This is a genomic window from Ruegeria sp. THAF33 (assembly GCF_009363615.1).
Classification (GTDB): domain Bacteria; phylum Pseudomonadota; class Alphaproteobacteria; order Rhodobacterales; family Rhodobacteraceae; genus Ruegeria.
In genome coordinates this window covers 2,692,238-2,706,576 of the sequence record NZ_CP045384.1, presented here as the reverse complement: position 1 = coordinate 2,706,576, position 14,339 = coordinate 2,692,238, and the positions used below count along the sequence as shown (strand labels likewise).

12 protein-coding genes and 1 pseudogene are annotated in these 14,339 nt (G+C 57.6%); 5 read left to right on the top strand and 8 right to left on the bottom strand.

The window, feature by feature from the left end; all coding sequences use genetic code 11:
• Nucleotides 1-46: 46 nt before the first annotated feature.
• Nucleotides 47-1,288: a membrane dipeptidase gene (locus FIU92_RS13505; RefSeq protein WP_152459114.1), complete on the top strand. Its 1,242-nt coding sequence runs from the start codon at nt 47-49 to the stop codon at nt 1,286-1,288.
• A 211-nt stretch (nt 1,289-1,499) separates the two neighbouring features.
• Nucleotides 1,500-2,306, top strand: a pseudogene (locus FIU92_RS13500) (IS5 family transposase).
• Nucleotides 2,307-2,464: 158 nt separating this feature from the next.
• Here FIU92_RS13500 and FIU92_RS13495 read toward each other — a convergent pair.
• Nucleotides 2,465-3,205 (bottom strand): SDR family oxidoreductase, encoded by a 741-nt coding sequence (locus tag FIU92_RS13495; protein WP_152459113.1) that lies wholly within the window; start codon nt 3,203-3,205, stop codon nt 2,465-2,467.
• 28 nt (nt 3,206-3,233) lie between these two features.
• A complete protein-coding gene (locus FIU92_RS13490; protein WP_152459112.1) occupies nt 3,234-4,229 on the bottom strand; it encodes a zinc-binding dehydrogenase in 996 nt (331 codons plus the stop codon).
• 91 nt (nt 4,230-4,320) lie between these two features.
• Here FIU92_RS13490 and FIU92_RS13485 point away from each other — a divergent pair, with 91 nt between their 5' ends.
• Nucleotides 4,321-5,157, top strand: coding sequence for a LysR family transcriptional regulator (locus FIU92_RS13485; RefSeq protein WP_152459111.1), 837 nt, complete (start codon nt 4,321-4,323; stop codon nt 5,155-5,157).
• A gap of 2 nt (nt 5,158-5,159) precedes the next feature.
• On the opposite strand, the gene FIU92_RS13480 is transcribed toward FIU92_RS13485, so the two are convergent.
• The 6 genes from FIU92_RS13480 to FIU92_RS13455 form a co-directional block, all read right to left on the bottom strand.
• On the bottom strand, nt 5,160-5,855 hold the full coding sequence (locus FIU92_RS13480; protein ID WP_152459110.1) for an SDR family NAD(P)-dependent oxidoreductase: 696 nt from the start codon (nt 5,853-5,855) through the stop codon (nt 5,160-5,162).
• Nucleotides 5,856-5,865: 10 nt separating this feature from the next.
• Entirely contained in the window at nt 5,866-6,375 is a 510-nt protein-coding gene (locus tag FIU92_RS13475; RefSeq protein ID WP_152459109.1) for a nuclear transport factor 2 family protein, read from the bottom strand.
• A gap of 60 nt (nt 6,376-6,435) precedes the next feature.
• Nucleotides 6,436-7,389 carry an alpha/beta hydrolase gene (locus FIU92_RS13470; protein ID WP_152459108.1) on the bottom strand — a complete coding sequence of 318 codons (954 nt, stop codon included), beginning with the start codon at nt 7,387-7,389 and terminating at the stop codon, nt 6,436-6,438.
• 113 nt (nt 7,390-7,502) lie between these two features.
• Nucleotides 7,503-8,390, bottom strand: coding sequence for an AraC family transcriptional regulator (locus tag FIU92_RS13465; RefSeq protein WP_152459107.1), 888 nt, complete (start codon nt 8,388-8,390; stop codon nt 7,503-7,505).
• A gap of 513 nt (nt 8,391-8,903) precedes the next feature.
• Nucleotides 8,904-10,214 (bottom strand): sensor histidine kinase, encoded by a 1,311-nt coding sequence (locus FIU92_RS13460; protein ID WP_254705379.1) that lies wholly within the window; start codon nt 10,212-10,214, stop codon nt 8,904-8,906.
• Between the two features lie 53 nt (nt 10,215-10,267).
• Complete coding sequence (locus tag FIU92_RS13455; RefSeq protein ID WP_152459106.1) at nt 10,268-10,936, bottom strand: response regulator transcription factor; 669 nt, start codon at nt 10,934-10,936, stop codon at nt 10,268-10,270.
• Nucleotides 10,937-11,075: 139 nt separating this feature from the next.
• Here FIU92_RS13455 and FIU92_RS13450 point away from each other — a divergent pair, with 139 nt between their 5' ends.
• Together FIU92_RS13450 and FIU92_RS13445 are read left to right on the top strand one after the other, a co-directional pair.
• Nucleotides 11,076-12,164, top strand: a complete 1,089-nt coding sequence (locus FIU92_RS13450; protein WP_152459105.1) for a tricarboxylate transporter — start codon at nt 11,076-11,078, stop codon at nt 12,162-12,164.
• Between the two features lie 76 nt (nt 12,165-12,240).
• Nucleotides 12,241-14,271, top strand: a complete 2,031-nt coding sequence (locus tag FIU92_RS13445) for a tripartite tricarboxylate transporter permease (protein WP_152459104.1) — start codon at nt 12,241-12,243, stop codon at nt 14,269-14,271.
• Nucleotides 14,272-14,339 lie beyond the last annotated feature (68 nt).

Sequence of the window (14,339 nt, the reverse complement as noted above, 5' to 3'; positions counted from 1 at the left end):
GCTCGAAAGCAGCAGCTCACACGAAACCAATTTGGGAGGCTCAGTCATGAAAACTTTGTTGGCCGCAAGCGCCATTGCAATCGTATCCGGTGCCGCGCTGCACGCGAGCGAGGAAAGCAAGACATGGGATGCGTCGGATGAGGCGAAGCAATTTGTGAAGGACACAATCGTGCTTGGCATGTTGGCCAGCCCCTACGGCACCGGCTGGACTGAAGACGAACAACTGCACACTTACTTCGCGCGCGCTCGGGACAACGGAATAACAGGTCATGAGATGACGCTGGCCGCAGCGGATATGTCTTTTGAGACCTTTCTTGATCAGCACTACCACTTCCGGTCGGCGATGGCGCAACAGCCAGAGAATTACCTGATCGTGAATGAAACCCGCGATATCGAAGCCGCCCATATACAAGGCAAGACGGCGGTCATCTGGAACAGCCAGACGGCGACGATTCTGGATGGCGACCTGAGGAAGATGGCGTTGCTCAAGGATATGGGGATCAAGAGTATGATCCTGGCCTACAACGATATCTTCCGCACCGGGTCGGGGCAGTTGGCGGCCTATAACGGGCGCGATATCGGCCTGACCCCTTGGGGCAAGTCGGTGATCGATGAAATGGTGCGTTTCGGCATCCTTCTGGACCTGAGCCACACGGGTTCCAAAACGGCCAACGACGCCATGGACTACATGGACGAAAACTATCCCGGCGTGCCTTATGTTTACACGCATTCGGTTCCTGCCGGCCTTTACGCGAACGAACCCGGTGCGACGCCACGCGGGTGTTATCGGGCCATTCCCGATGACGAGGCCCTGCGTGCGGCCAAATCGGGCGGCTATGTTTCTCCGACATTCACTGAATGGATGATGGACGGCGTTTGGCCTGAAGATATCTCACCCAAGCAAGCCGCCGACATGATCGACTACTATGTCCAACTTGTTGGGGTCGACCACGTTGGGATCGCAACGGATGACATGTTCTCGCTCGAACTCGTCGTGCAATGGGCGACTGCAAACGCAAGCATGTATGATGATGGCGGCTACATGATCGACGCGTTCAACAAAGGGGCGACCGGCAACGGTGAGTTGGCCAAAATCCTTGCGGCAATCACCGATGATCTCTGGGCCAGGGGTTATTCCGATGAAGACCTCGAAAAGATCTATGGCGGCAACAAGATGCGGGTTTACGCGCAAGTCTGGGAGGGAAAGCCCCCCGAACAATTTCTGAAAGAATACCCCGAGCGTCTGCGTCTCAGACAGGAACTGCGAGAAGGGTTTTATTTGCGATAGACTTTCAGGACCGGCATCAATGATGATTGGCCCCGGATGCGGAACAGCGCAGGAATTTTTGGGGAAAGGCTGGTGGGTGATGAGAGATTCGAACTCCCTTCGGATTGTTAAAAACGATGCCTTACGGGCGCACTCTAATGTCAGGACCCATTGATTTGGTTGCCGTCGCCTTGGCTGCGTGCTTCAAGCTGCTGAGTTTCAGAGGTGTATCATGAGCAACCTTTTCTGGCTGACTGACGAACAGATGGCGCGTTTACGGCCCTACTTTCCGAAAAGCCATGGCAAGCCGCGAGTGGATGACCGACGTTTGCTGAGCGGGATTATTTTTATCAAGCGCAATGGGTTGCGGTGGTCTGATGCGGTTCGCGAATATGAGCCGCCAAAGACGCTGTACAACCGTTGGAAGCGGTGGAGCGATATGGGTGTGTTCGCTCGGATCATGATGGGGCTCGCTGCGGAGGGAACCGATCACAAGACCCTCATGATCCCCTCCCGGGACATTGCTGCGTATTGCCCTGACGGGCAGTGGACGCAACCTACCTCAAAGCACACCGCACGGCCTCCAGCCTGCGGCTGAAAAGGGGGGCTTGGAAGACTGATCGGTCGCACCAAGGGCGGTATGAACACCAAACTGCATGCCATCACTGACAGCGTCGGTCGCCTTCTTCGGTTCTTTATCTCCGCTGGCCAAATCTCCGCTGGCCAAGTGAGCGATTACACGGGCGCCAGGGTTCTAGTGAACAGTCTGCCATCGGCTGACTGGCTGTTGGGAGATCGCGGATACGATGCCGACGGGTTCAGAGAAGCCCAGATAGACAAGGGATTAAAGCCGTGCATGCCAGGCCGCAAATCACGCAGCAAGCCTGCCCGGTAGGACAAGCGCCGCTACAAACGACGAAATAGGATTGAAATCATGTTCGGACGCCTGAAGGACTGGTGCCGTGTCGCCACTCGGTATGACAGACGCCCGAAGATCTCCCCCTCAGCAAGCGCTCTCGCGGCAACCGTTCTGTCTTAGCTGTAAGTCAATGAGCCGGGAGCCTAAGAAATTGCGCCTGCGCTTGCGTTCGGCCCAACTTGCGCACCGCCTTCAAACGATTTGCCAGCTTTGACCAAAGCCAGACCAAAGGCTGTTTTGGGCAGGCTGTGTTCTTAACGCCAGACTTGGGTTAGGCGTCAATCACGTACAAGATGGCCGCCATCCACATCCAGAACGGAGCCAGTTAAAAACCTGTTCGTCATCGCCATGATCACGGCTTGCGCGATGTCCTCGGCCTCTCCGACGCGTCCCACAGGCAGGCTGCCACCAACCTGCGCAAACATGCCTTCACGTGCTTCTTCCGACATCGCGGCATAGGCTTCGGTTGCGACCATGCCGGGGCTGATGCAATTCACCCGCGCCCGTCCGGACAGCTCCAGCGCCAACCCCTTCGCCAACGCCTCGACCGCGGCATTTACGGCGCCGAGGCCCGTGGCCCCGGCGGATGGGCGACGGCTGAGCACACCGGAAAAGAACGTGATGGAGCCGCCTTTGACCAACACGGGCAACACTTCGCGCGCAGCCAAATAGGGACCGATAAACTTAGCCTCGAACATGGCGCGCAGATCGTCTGTGGGCAGATCGGCGAACGCACCATGCGCAGCGCTTGAGGCTGAGATCACCAGGTGATCCACCGGGCCCAATACACCAGCCCATGATTTCACGCCGGTCTCATCGGTTGTATCGACCGGTGCGATCTGCAACCCGCCGCCGATCTCGTCTGCCGCCGCATGCAGCTTGGCAGCACTGCGGCTTGCGATGGTGATCTTTGCCCCGAGGGCGGTGGCCATCTTTGCAGTTGCTTTCCCCATACCGCTGCTACCGCCGAGAATGACAATGTGCTTGCCTTTCAGGGCGGCTTCGAAAACCGTGCTCATTTCTATGGCTCCTTTTTTGTTGGATCGATCAGTCGATACTCAGCACCAGCTTGCCGGTGGTTTCACCGGCTTCCAGTCGGCGGTGCGCCTCGGCGGCTTGAGCAATGGGCAGGGCGGTGACCTGCGGGCGCAGAATTCCCGTCTCAAGCAGATCAAACACTGTGGCCATATCTGCGCTAAACTGATCGGGGCGATTGACGAAATAGGTGTATATATCGCTGACACGGACCGAGACGGATTTCTGGAAGTGCTTCGCCAAGTCCTCGGCAAAACTGCCTGCGGGCGGACCGGCAAGAAATCCGAACAAAACTGCGGTACCCAGAGGCGCCAGCACATCGAAATCTGATTTCAGAGACTCTCCGGAAACCGGGTTCAGCGTCAGGTCCACGCCGCACCCGCCGGTGATTTCCATCACTCGCTCGGTGACGTTCTCAGTGCGATAATCAATGACGTGATCGGCACCTTGATCTTTGGCATACCCAACCTTGTCGGTGCTGGTCGAGGCGATCGCCGTCATGCCCAGATGTTTCGCGATCTGTAGGGCCATAGTCCCTACGCCCCCGGCTGCCGCGTGAACCAGCACGGACTTGCCTGCCATTGCGCCACCCAAATTGACCAGCATGTGATAGGCGGTCATCCCGTTGACAGGGATAGCGGCCGCGGTTTCGAAGTCCTTGGTTTCGGCCAGCCGGGTGACATAGGGCGCTGCGATCACCGAATGGGTCCCGTACCCACCGGCACCAATCGGCCCCATCCACGCCACTCGGTCTCCGACAGAGAAGCCTTCGACCCCCTCACCCAGCACCTCGACCAATCCGGCCCCTTCAACTCCGGGTATATGAGGCAGATCGGGCATCATTCCCTCGGGCATCTCACCGCGACGGATGATCGTGTCGATAAAGTTGACCGCCCCGGCCTTGTTGCGGATCAGGATTTCTCCGGCATCGGGGGTCGGGGTCGCCTTGTCAGTTTCGCGCAAAACGTCCGGTTTGCCGGTCTGGGTGATTTCAACGGCGAAAGGCATGAGCTGTCTCCTTCTGTTGCGCAGAAGGTAGAGGTCACGTCATCGGAAGATAATAGTTGATATCGGAAGATATAATCCCAAAATTAGAATAATGATCTACAACGACCTTGCCCTGTTTACTGTCGTCGCCAACCATCTCAGCTTTTCCAGGGCTGCGGACCGCCTGGGTATACCCCTCAGCCGGGTCAGCCGAAGGATTGCAGAGTTGGAAGGCCATCTGGGCACCAAACTGTTCGAGCGGACAACCCGCCAGGTTCGCCTGACGGAAGAGGGCCGCCGCCTTCTGGATCGATGCCAGGACCCGATTGAGTCGTTGCAGGGTATCGCGGGTTTTACCGACGATACCAGACGCCAGAGCATCCGCATCACGGCGCCTCCGTTGGCCGCGCGCACGACCATAGGCCCTCGGCTGTTGGATTTTGCGGAGCAGAATCCGGATGTGGCACTTGAGGTGACCACGACCAACATCATGTTGGATTTCTTTCGCGACAATATCGACCTGGCCTTTCGGGTCGGCCCGTTGACAGATTCCAGCCTTGTCGCGAAACGGCTCTGGTCGGTTCCCTATTGCTTTTGTGCGGGACAGGGCCTCATTCGGGAGCGTGCGTTGGACGGGCCGATATACAGACCGGACTTTCTTGCTTTGCCCGCCCTGACAGCTGGTCAGCCCTGGGTGCTTGAGAGCGGGGAAACTCTGCAACTGAAGCACACCGCGCACAGTTTAACGGACCTTGATGTCATTGCTCAGGCGGCCCGCCGCAACCTGGGTGTCGCGATGCTGCCTTTGGATATGGTGGACGGAGACCTGCAACGGCTTGAGGTCACGGACACTATCCCTTTGACGCGGGATATGTTCGCAGTCTACCCCAGTCGTCGCCTTTTGCCCGCGCGGGTGAGGAAGCTGATTGATTTTATGGCGCCAGGATAGACCTACCAATCAATCGCAACGCCGTCGCGAAAGAACCCTCCGGTCGGGCCGCCTTTCGGCAAGGTCGCGGCCCAGACAACGCCCTTGGCACCCTCAGAAATCGGACGTCCTCCGCCGCCCATATCTGTTGCGACCCAACCGGGGCACACGGCGTTAACGAGAATGTCCTGAGGTTTCAACGCGGCGGCGGTCTTGAGGGTTAGCGCGTTCAAAGCCGCTTTGGAAACGCCGTAACCGGGTGTGCCGGCGGGCATGCTGTTCAGCGACCCCGCGCCAGATGAGACGTTGACGATCCGGGCATCCGTGCCGCGTTGCAACAGTGGCACCGCCGCAATCGTGGTATCCCAAGGGCCGAAAAGGTTCGTATCAAAAGCGCGGCGAACCCGATCCAGATCGGCGAGGTGGACCTGTTGGTCGGTGTCATAGTCCACACCCGCATTGTTCACCAGAACATCGAGACGACCATAGATAGATTCAACCATCAAAAAGAAGGCGGCAGCGACAGAGTCCGGACTTGAGACATCCAATTCCAAGGCTTCCGCCCCATATCCGATCTCATCCGCAGCAGCCTTCCCTTTCGCCAGATCGCGCGCACCGATCAGAACCCACATGCCGTGGTCTTGCGCCAATTGGCGGGAAACTTCTTTACCGATACCGCGATTGGCGCCGGTCACGAGTGCGATGCGCTGACTGGTCATGTTGCTTCCCTCAATTCGCCTCGGCAGCGCGCTGGCCGGCAAGGGTCAACAGACCACGATCTCCGGTTTCCCAAAGTGCCGTCATTGTCATCGCAGTAACGACCCAACGGTCGTCTGATTTCTCCAAGATATAGTCATAGCGGCCACCCAGCACCCACAAGTCTTTATCAAGGCGATGGGTTGCTGTGAAATCAGCCTGTGCCATGGCGGATGTATCGGACAGAGAGGTGATCGTGTGATTGGTCACCATATGATGCGTCGCGTCGAAACCGGGCAGAAAGGCGGACCATCCCGCCACAAGCTCATCAGCGGGTTGTGTAACCGGGTCTCCGCCCCAGAGGCTGGTGTAATCCGTCGTGACGGTATCGGCAAACGCGTCGCGCACGCGGGCCCAGTCGTGGCGGTCTGCGCCTGCCGCGATATCGGTGATTGCGGTCGAGATGCCTGCCTGTGGTTCGGCGAAAGCTGCGGTTCCGATCATGGAGACGGCAGCAAGAGTCGATGTGAGTTTTCTACGCATGGGGATGCTCCGAATAGATGAGGGTGGACGCCGAACGACTGCTCGGTGTCCAGACAGGGCTTAGTTGCTCGAACCGGCGCGGAAGTGGTCAGCGACGGTATCGGCCGCCCGGGTGACATCCTCGGGGTTGTCGTAGAAATCGAACTGCGTGACATCCTCCAGCCATTGCGCGGTCGCATCGCCTGCGAAACCGGCAAGAAAGGTCTGTATGCCTTGTGGGATCGCCGCGCTTTCCGAGTGCACAATGGCCAGTGGCTTATCCAATCGCTGCGGATTGTCGGCGGGGTGATAGGTCAGCCAGCCTTCCCAGCCCGCATTGTTCCACTTGTCGTCATACTCTGGGATCGCGCCACGGTCGGCCTCATAATAGTATCCGCCGATTGGCATCAGAACGCCCTCGGCACCTTCGGGGCCTGCGGCAGGAATGATCTGACCCCCTGCGGCCTCGGCGGCGTGGGACACCTCGATCAGCCCAGCAACACCGTCTGCGCCGCCATAGACCGCCTCGACGATCTCTTCATTCTGCAACCATGGTGCAACCAAGCCCAGCCGCTGAACCAGCGGGTTGCCGGAGACCGCATCGACCATGTAGCCAGCCGAGGCGCAGATCCCCAGACCGTTGATGTGATCGGCGTCCACTTCGGGAAGAGTCGCGACGAATGCGATGGCAGCTTTGATGTCCGATGTCTTGGCCTCGGGGCTTTCAACAAAGCGCATGTTGTTCGGCAGATCGTCCGATTTGCCCCAACCGCGGAAATCAAAGGTGAAGGCAGCAAAGCCGCGCTCGGCCATCTCGCGGGCATAGTTTGCGGGCATCTGTTCCTGAACCGAGGTCCAGGCCCCGGTCACAACGACCGTCGGCAGCGGTTCAGATCCGCGCTCTTCCGGCAGGTACAGCGTGCCGGACAGTGTGGCGCCTTCGTTCTCGAATGTGACGGTGCGGGTTTCAACCTGCGCGACGGCGGCCGTCGACGCCATAAGTGCTGCGGCGGTGTTCAAAGCGAGGGTGTTCATAGCGATATCTCCCAAAGTCTTTCTGGATGGGCACAAGCCCGATGACACCTGAGATACGCTGTCGACGGCAGGCATACTTGTACCGGACTGCCGCGTTTTTGAAAGATTCTGCTTCAGACAGCATTTGCCGCACGAAATGCGCCGGGGGTCTGCCCTACTACCTGTTTGAAACTGCGCGTGAAATGCGCCTGATCTGAGAACCCACAGGCCATGGCGATATCCCCCAGAGGGCGCGCCGGGTCTTCCATCATCTTCATCGCCTGCTCGACCCGGTAGGCCATGACATATTGCATGGGAGTCGAGCCCAGCGTCTCCTTGAAAACCCGCGCGAAATGCGAGGGGCTCATGCCCGCCTCGGACGCCATCTGATCGACGGTGATCGTCTGATCCAAACGGTCCTGAACGTAGGCCAGCACCCGTTGATAGTGCTGAGAGGTAAAGCGCGCGGACAGCTCGACCTCTTCAGCGCGGCGTTTTCCATATTTCTGCAGCAGTTTAGCTAGAAATACCCGGCTCATGGCTTCGAACATCACGGCCGAGGGCATATCGTCGGCTTCAAGCGCGTCGCGCAAAATGACGCCTGCAGCACATAGGTCAGGGTCGTAAAACTGCGGCTGATCGTGAAACTGCTCCGGCGCCAACAGCATACCGAGTTCCGACTGTGCAAAGCGCTGGACTTTTTCCGGATGCAAGGTGATCACGATCACGTCGGACTGTCCGTACCACCGCCAACCTGACCGCATGCCTGCCGGGGTCACAATGACTTCGTCCTTGCAAAAGGTGAAATCACGCAGTGTCCCATCTCGCCAGTTTTGAACACGATGCCCATTTTCCTGAAGGTTCAGAAGGACATGATGTTCTGCAAAAACTTCCTCGGGCATCCGATCAGGTTCGGCCCGAAAATACCGCACTGACATCAAACCAGCCGCCGAAGGGCGCTGCATCGCATCGCTGTTCAAAAGCGGTTCTGACGGATAGATATCAGCGTATCTCAAAGGCAATGAATGTCTCCGGCTGGCAACATAGATAGAATTGCAGGTATCCGCATCGCGGACAACATTCGATAAGTTGGGCCAACTGGTACAGGATCAAACACCTTGCTGGCGTTATATGTGGTCGTTGAACAGCCTACGCGACATCATTGATCAGCACTGACGGGGGACATACATGAAAAAAACGGGTGTGAGACTCTGGTGGTCGTCAGGAACGGGTTTATGTCTGAAAGCATAACACCGGCGTCTAAGAAGAGCGCTAGCTTTGTTCCGCCAGGCAGCCTTTCGTACTCGTTCCACCGAACGGCCACAACTCAACCATAGATCGCTTGACCCAACATCGGTTTTATCGACGTTGGCGGTTTGTTATGACGCGGAAAATTAGCCGATGGTTGCGAGGCCAGCCGTTCAGAACATAGTCCGGAAACAACCGCAATGCGCAACGAAGCAACAGTTCGCTGCAACCGCAAAGAGTACCCTTTGATATTGAAGAGTTTAGGGCTTCTAAATGCTGGAAACGACTTACAGGGCTATGGGAAGCTCAAGTGTAACGCTTGCTCCTTTTTCGACTTGGTTGATTGCAACCACTCCTCCATGGCGTTTTGCCACCGCTGAGACAATTGACAATCCAAGGCCGCTGCCTTCCGAGTACTCTAGCTGCGAAAACCGACTGAATGCTGCTTCGCTTTGGGCGGGTGAAAGACCAGTTCCGTCATCGGCCACAGTAAGATTGACATTTCCTCCGTCACAGAAGAGCACAATTGAAATTCGGCTCAATTTAGCGCCACCATGCTTAACTGCATTGTCCAGCAGGTTTTTGATGGCCTCAGTCAAAAATACCCGATCCCCTGTTACCATGATTGCAGACTCCGGCATCGTGACCTCAAAATCGATCCCATTTGCCAGAATGTGTACGCCCATCTCTGCACTAGCTTCTTCCACGACCAAGCGGAAATCAATTTTTTCCATCTGATCCTGATGCGTAGGTTGCCGCAGCCGTTCCAGTGATAACAGCTGTTCCGCCACAGTGGCCGAGTTCTTTGCTGCTGCCACAAGCTCGACAACGCGTTTGTCCCTGTCTTCATCCGTTTTTGCATCTCGCAGCGCCTCGGCCATGGACTGGACTGCGGCTGCTGGATTTCGCAGTTGATGCGCAGCTTCTGAGATAAACACTTGATGAGCGTTTATACTGTCTTCGACCTGCCCAAACAGCCGGTTCAGGGTCTGAACAATGCCACGGACTTCGGTCGGGACCGGGCGTTTTATCTTGCTGAGGTCGTCGGGCGAACGCAGGTCAATGGCGTCCTGCAAATCCAGCAACGGTCGCAGGCCGCGCGCTACGCCGAACCAGACGACAAAGCCAAGGGTGGCCATTAGGATGCCCATAAGTATAGCTGCTCGGATCGACAATTCGTTGGCAAACGCGTTGCGATCCGCGATGCGTTGCCATGCAGTGACCGTCGCATCTCCTACCAGGTTATCCAGTGTGACCCGTTCGGTCATTTTCAATACGCGCACCGGCTCGTTACGATAGACAGCTTCGAAAAACTGGGGTTGGTAAACGTCCTGTTCTGTCGGGTTTGCCGAGGCAGGTGGATATGCGTAACCGGTTACGTAGATACCGCCGGGTCCGGTCACGTGGTAAAAAATCTCTCCCCCCGATGCATCGCGGATTAAGCTGCGGGTGGTGGGCGATAAAGCATCGCCGTCTGACACCGCCACATCCCGCGAGATCGCCAGACCAGCAGATAACAGGCTGTCGTCAAAAAGCTCTTGCGCCGTTTCCCGGGCAACCGTGTAGCGCCAATATCCAAGCAGAATCGCGAGCAACACCAAGGGTGTCAGGATCAGAATGAACAGCCTAAGCCGGAGCGAACCATGCCTGATCACTTCTGCACCTCAAGCAGATACCCAAGACCGCGGGCTGTCTTGATCCTAATGCCAAGGTTCTGAAGGCGTTTGCGCAATCGCGATACATGAGGTTCAACGGCAGAGTCTTCGACATCCGCACCCACGCCATAGACATAGTCAGTCAGCTGGCCCTTGGGGACAATTCTGCCGCGCCGTTCCAGCAGGCATTCAAGCACAGCCATTTCTCGGCGTGGCACGTCAAGCACCTGTCCCTTTACGCTGACCTGCCGCGCGGTGCGGTCAAATACCAGTTCTCCGATGGTCTCTTGCGAGCCGTAATCCAGTTGCTTGCGACGAGACAGGGCGCGGATGCGCGCCTCGAGCTCGTCCATCTCGAAAGGTTTGACCAGGTAGTCGTCGGCGCCCATATCCAGACCAGACACTCGGTCACTGGTCTCGGTGCGCGCGGTCAGCAGGATGACGGGCGCGCTGTCGCCCCGTTGGCGCAGGGACTGCAAGATTTCAAGCCCTGAACGACCCGGCAGGTTGATGTCCAGAACGATCAGGTCTGCGCCTTCCTGCTCTAGATACAGATCGGCTGCATCGCCGTCTGTCAGTACATCAGCAGCATGGCCCCGATCCCGCAGGCGATAGGCAATGGCGTTGGCGAGGGTCTCATTATCCTCGACGATGACGATCCGCATTCGGGCTCCTGCAAGTTTCGCGCAAGGTTGGCGCTCCATGATTGCCAGATGGGAGGGGGAATCAACCCCACAGTTCTATTTGCGATCACGGTGGCGCGGAGGGCGCCGACGTGGTTGTCTGGTCAACAGGGAGGAACCAATGGCCATTTCCAACTTCACCCGTCGCGCCGTCGTGGGGCTGATCGCCGCCGCCGGTATCGCAGCACCCGCCGCAGCCGAGGTCGATTTCTCGGGCAAGACCATTGAATGGGTCATCCCGTTTTCGGAAACCGGCGGGTCTGCCAAATGGGCCAACTTCTTTGCGCCGCTTCTGTCCGAGGCGCTGCCGGGTCAACCGACCGTGGTCGTGAAATTCATGCCGGGCGCTGGTTCGACCAAGGGTGCGAACTGGTTTCAGGAGCAAAGCCATGATGACGGTACGCTGCTGTTCGGTACCTCGGGTTCAACTCAATTCCCGTATCTGCTGAACGATCCGCGCGTGCGTTATGAATATAACGACTGGATTCCGGTCATGGCATCGGGAACCGGTGGCGTCGCCTATCTGAACGCAGAAGATGGTGTCAAGTTTGATGGATCGGCAAATGCACTGAAAGACACCAATTTCATCTATGGCTCTCAAGGCGCAACCCGTCTGGACCTTGTGCCGTTGCTTGCATGGCAGATGCTAGGCATGAACGTTGAGCCTGTCTTTGGCATCAAAGGCCGTGGAGACGGACGCCTGATGTTCGAACGTGGAGAGGCCAACATCGATTATCAAACCTCCTCGGGCTATCTGGGCGGTTCGGCGCCGCTGGTCGAGGCTGGTCAGGCCGTGCCGATGATGACATGGGGTGCCTTGGATGCAGACGGCAACATCGTGCGCGATCCGACTTTCCCGGATATCCCGACTTTCAAAGAGGTCTGCGAGGCGACCGATGGCTGTGAAACCAGCGGTGAAGCATGGGACGCATGGAAAGCCTTCTTCGTGGCGGGCTTCCCGGTTCAGAAACTGGCCTTCTTGCCCGGTGACACGCCACAAGAGGTCGTCGATGCCTACACCGCGGCGTTCCAAGCTGTAACCGAGCGTGGTGACTTTGCAGACATTTCGTCCAAACGCGTAGGCAAGTATCCGGTGTTCGTCGGCGACGGCTCAAAAGCTGCGCTGCAAACCGCGACCAATGTGGATGACAATGCCAAGCAATATGTCCTGAACTGGCTGAAGGAAGCCTATGGTGTCGAGTTGAACTAAGCCGACACGTCGTCGCGCGCCCAACGAAGGGCGCGCGCTTTTCTACATACAAGACAATTTATGAAAGGCGGCCGCTATGGAGGTTTTCGCCACCGCTCTACCTGCGCTTGGTGATGCGTGGGGTCTGATCCTGCAACCCATCGTTCTGGGCTATCTCGTGCTCGGCGTCGTTATGGGGCTGGCCGTAGGTGTTTTCCCGGGGCTTGGAGGCATTGCCGGCCTGTCGCTCTTGCTCCCTTTCATGTTCGGCATGGACCCGATCCTGGGTCTGGCCCTGATGATCGGGATGGTGGCGGTGGTTCCGACCTCTGACACTTTCGCATCGGTTCTGATGGGCATCCCCGGCAGTTCGGCATCGCAGGCCACAGTGCTGGATGGCTTCCCCATGGCCAAAAAGGGCGAGGCCGCGCGGGCGCTGTCGGCGGCCTTTTCCTCGTCCCTGTTCGGAGGGCTGGTCGGCGCGACCTTTCTGACCATGTTCATTCTGATCGCGCGCCCAATCGTTCTGGCCTTTGGACTGCCCGAGATGTTGATGATCACTATTCTCGGCCTGTCGATGGTCGCCATTTTGGCAGGACGTATCCCACTGAAAGGCGTCGCCGCCGCCGGTCTGGGTCTGATGGTAGGCACAATTGGCGAGGCCGATGCTGGTGGATCGCTTCGGATGGCGACCTATGACATTCCCTATCTGACCGATGGCTTGAAACTTGTCATTGTCGGTTTGGGTATTTTTGCGGTGCCCGAAATCGTCTCGCTGCTGCGGCAGGATCGGTCGATTGCGAAAGGCGCCTCGATAGGTGCTGGATGGCTGGAAGGCGTCAAAGACTGGTTTGCGAATATCTGGCTGTCGGTCCGGTGTTCGATCATCGGGGTCGTCGTCGGCGTCATTCCGGGCCTCGGCGGTTCGGTCGTTGACTGGATCGCTTATGGCCATTCGGTTCAAACCACCAAGGACAAAAGTAATTTCGGCAAAGGCGAAGTGCGCGGGGTCATCGGCCCGGAAAGCTCGAACAACGCCAAGGAAGGCGGCGGTCTGGTGCCGACGCTTCTGTTCGGAATTCCAGGCTCGGGCTCGATGGCAATCTTCATTGGTGCGGTTGCGTTGCTGGGGTCGGGGGATATCGAAGTCGGTCCGAGCATGCTTCAGGACAATCTCGACATCACCTATTCGATCGTCTGGCTGTTGGCGCTGGCCAACGTGGTAGGCACCATCCTGTGCATCGCGGCCTCGGGCGGGATCGCCAAGCTGACCACGATCCGCTTTACCTATCTGGCGCCGTTCCTGTTCATGTTGATCAGCTTTGCAGCCTTCCAATCCGGTCAGAACTTCGAAGACCTGCTGGCCTTGTTTGTGATTGGTTTGATCGGCATCTTCCTGCGACGGTTCGACTGGTCGCGCCCAGCTTTCCTGATCGGCTTTGTTCTGTCGAACCCGGTTGAAAAGTTCACCAATCAGGCCTTCCAGATTGCATCGTTCCGTTTCCGAAAGAGCTTTGGCGAAGGGATGGAATATGTCTTCAGCCCCATCGTCATTGTCTTGATCGTGGTCACGGTTGCCTCGGTTATTCTGGGCATCCGGCAAGCCAAGATGATCATGGCTGAGGGTGAGGTTCAGGCAGGTACAAAGCGTGCGCCATTGGTCTTTCTACTGGTGATCATGGCCTATCTGATCGTGGCTTTGGTCAATGCTAACATGATCCCTGACTACAACATGACCGACAAAATCATCCCCCTGGTGATCGGCTGTATCTCTTTGTTCTGCTGCGTGATCCTGCTGATCCAGATGATGCGGCGGCCCGAGGGCGACGCGATCTTTGCGGACAAGGAAATTGCGGGTGAGGACGCCAGTGCCCCCCATGGATTGTGGTCCACGCTGGCTTGGTTCGCTGGTCTCATCGCGGCGACATGGGTGGTGGGGTTCATCCTTGCATTGCTGGGTTTCCTGATGGCGTTTTTCCGCATTCGGGCGGGGGCCAGCTGGCAGATGGCGCTGATCCTGACCGCCTGCGGTATCGGCTTTATGTGCCTGATGGCGGGTGCTCTGAACCGCGATTTCCCACCTGGACTGTTGCAGGACATGGTCAGCTTGCCCTGGCCATTGAAATGAGCAGCCCGATGACATCGCTCGGCCTGTGTACCGGGCCGGGCAGAAGAAACACCACTCAGTCTTGGCCA

Excerpts from the sequence above, each read along its gene's own strand:
- FIU92_RS13505 (WP_152459114.1), top strand. The coding sequence starts at position 47 with ATGAAAACTTTGTTGGCCGCAAGCGCCATTGCAATCGTATCCGGTGCC.
- FIU92_RS13450 (WP_152459105.1), top strand. The coding sequence starts at position 11,076 with ATGGCCATTTCCAACTTCACCCGTCGCGCCGTCGTGGGGCTGATCGCC.
- FIU92_RS13495 (WP_152459113.1), bottom strand. The coding sequence starts at position 3,205 with ATGAGCACGGTTTTCGAAGCCGCCCTGAAAGGCAAGCACATTGTCATT.
- FIU92_RS13445 (WP_152459104.1), top strand. The coding sequence starts at position 12,241 with ATGGAGGTTTTCGCCACCGCTCTACCTGCGCTTGGTGATGCGTGGGGT.
- FIU92_RS13485 (WP_152459111.1), top strand. The coding sequence starts at position 4,321 with ATGATCTACAACGACCTTGCCCTGTTTACTGTCGTCGCCAACCATCTC.
- FIU92_RS13475 (WP_152459109.1), bottom strand. The coding sequence starts at position 6,375 with ATGCGTAGAAAACTCACATCGACTCTTGCTGCCGTCTCCATGATCGGA.
- FIU92_RS13455 (WP_152459106.1), bottom strand. The coding sequence starts at position 10,936 with ATGCGGATCGTCATCGTCGAGGATAATGAGACCCTCGCCAACGCCATT.
- FIU92_RS13480 (WP_152459110.1), bottom strand. The coding sequence starts at position 5,855 with ATGACCAGTCAGCGCATCGCACTCGTGACCGGCGCCAATCGCGGTATC.
- FIU92_RS13490 (WP_152459112.1), bottom strand. The coding sequence starts at position 4,229 with ATGCCTTTCGCCGTTGAAATCACCCAGACCGGCAAACCGGACGTTTTG.
- FIU92_RS13470 (WP_152459108.1), bottom strand. The coding sequence starts at position 7,389 with ATGAACACCCTCGCTTTGAACACCGCCGCAGCACTTATGGCGTCGACG.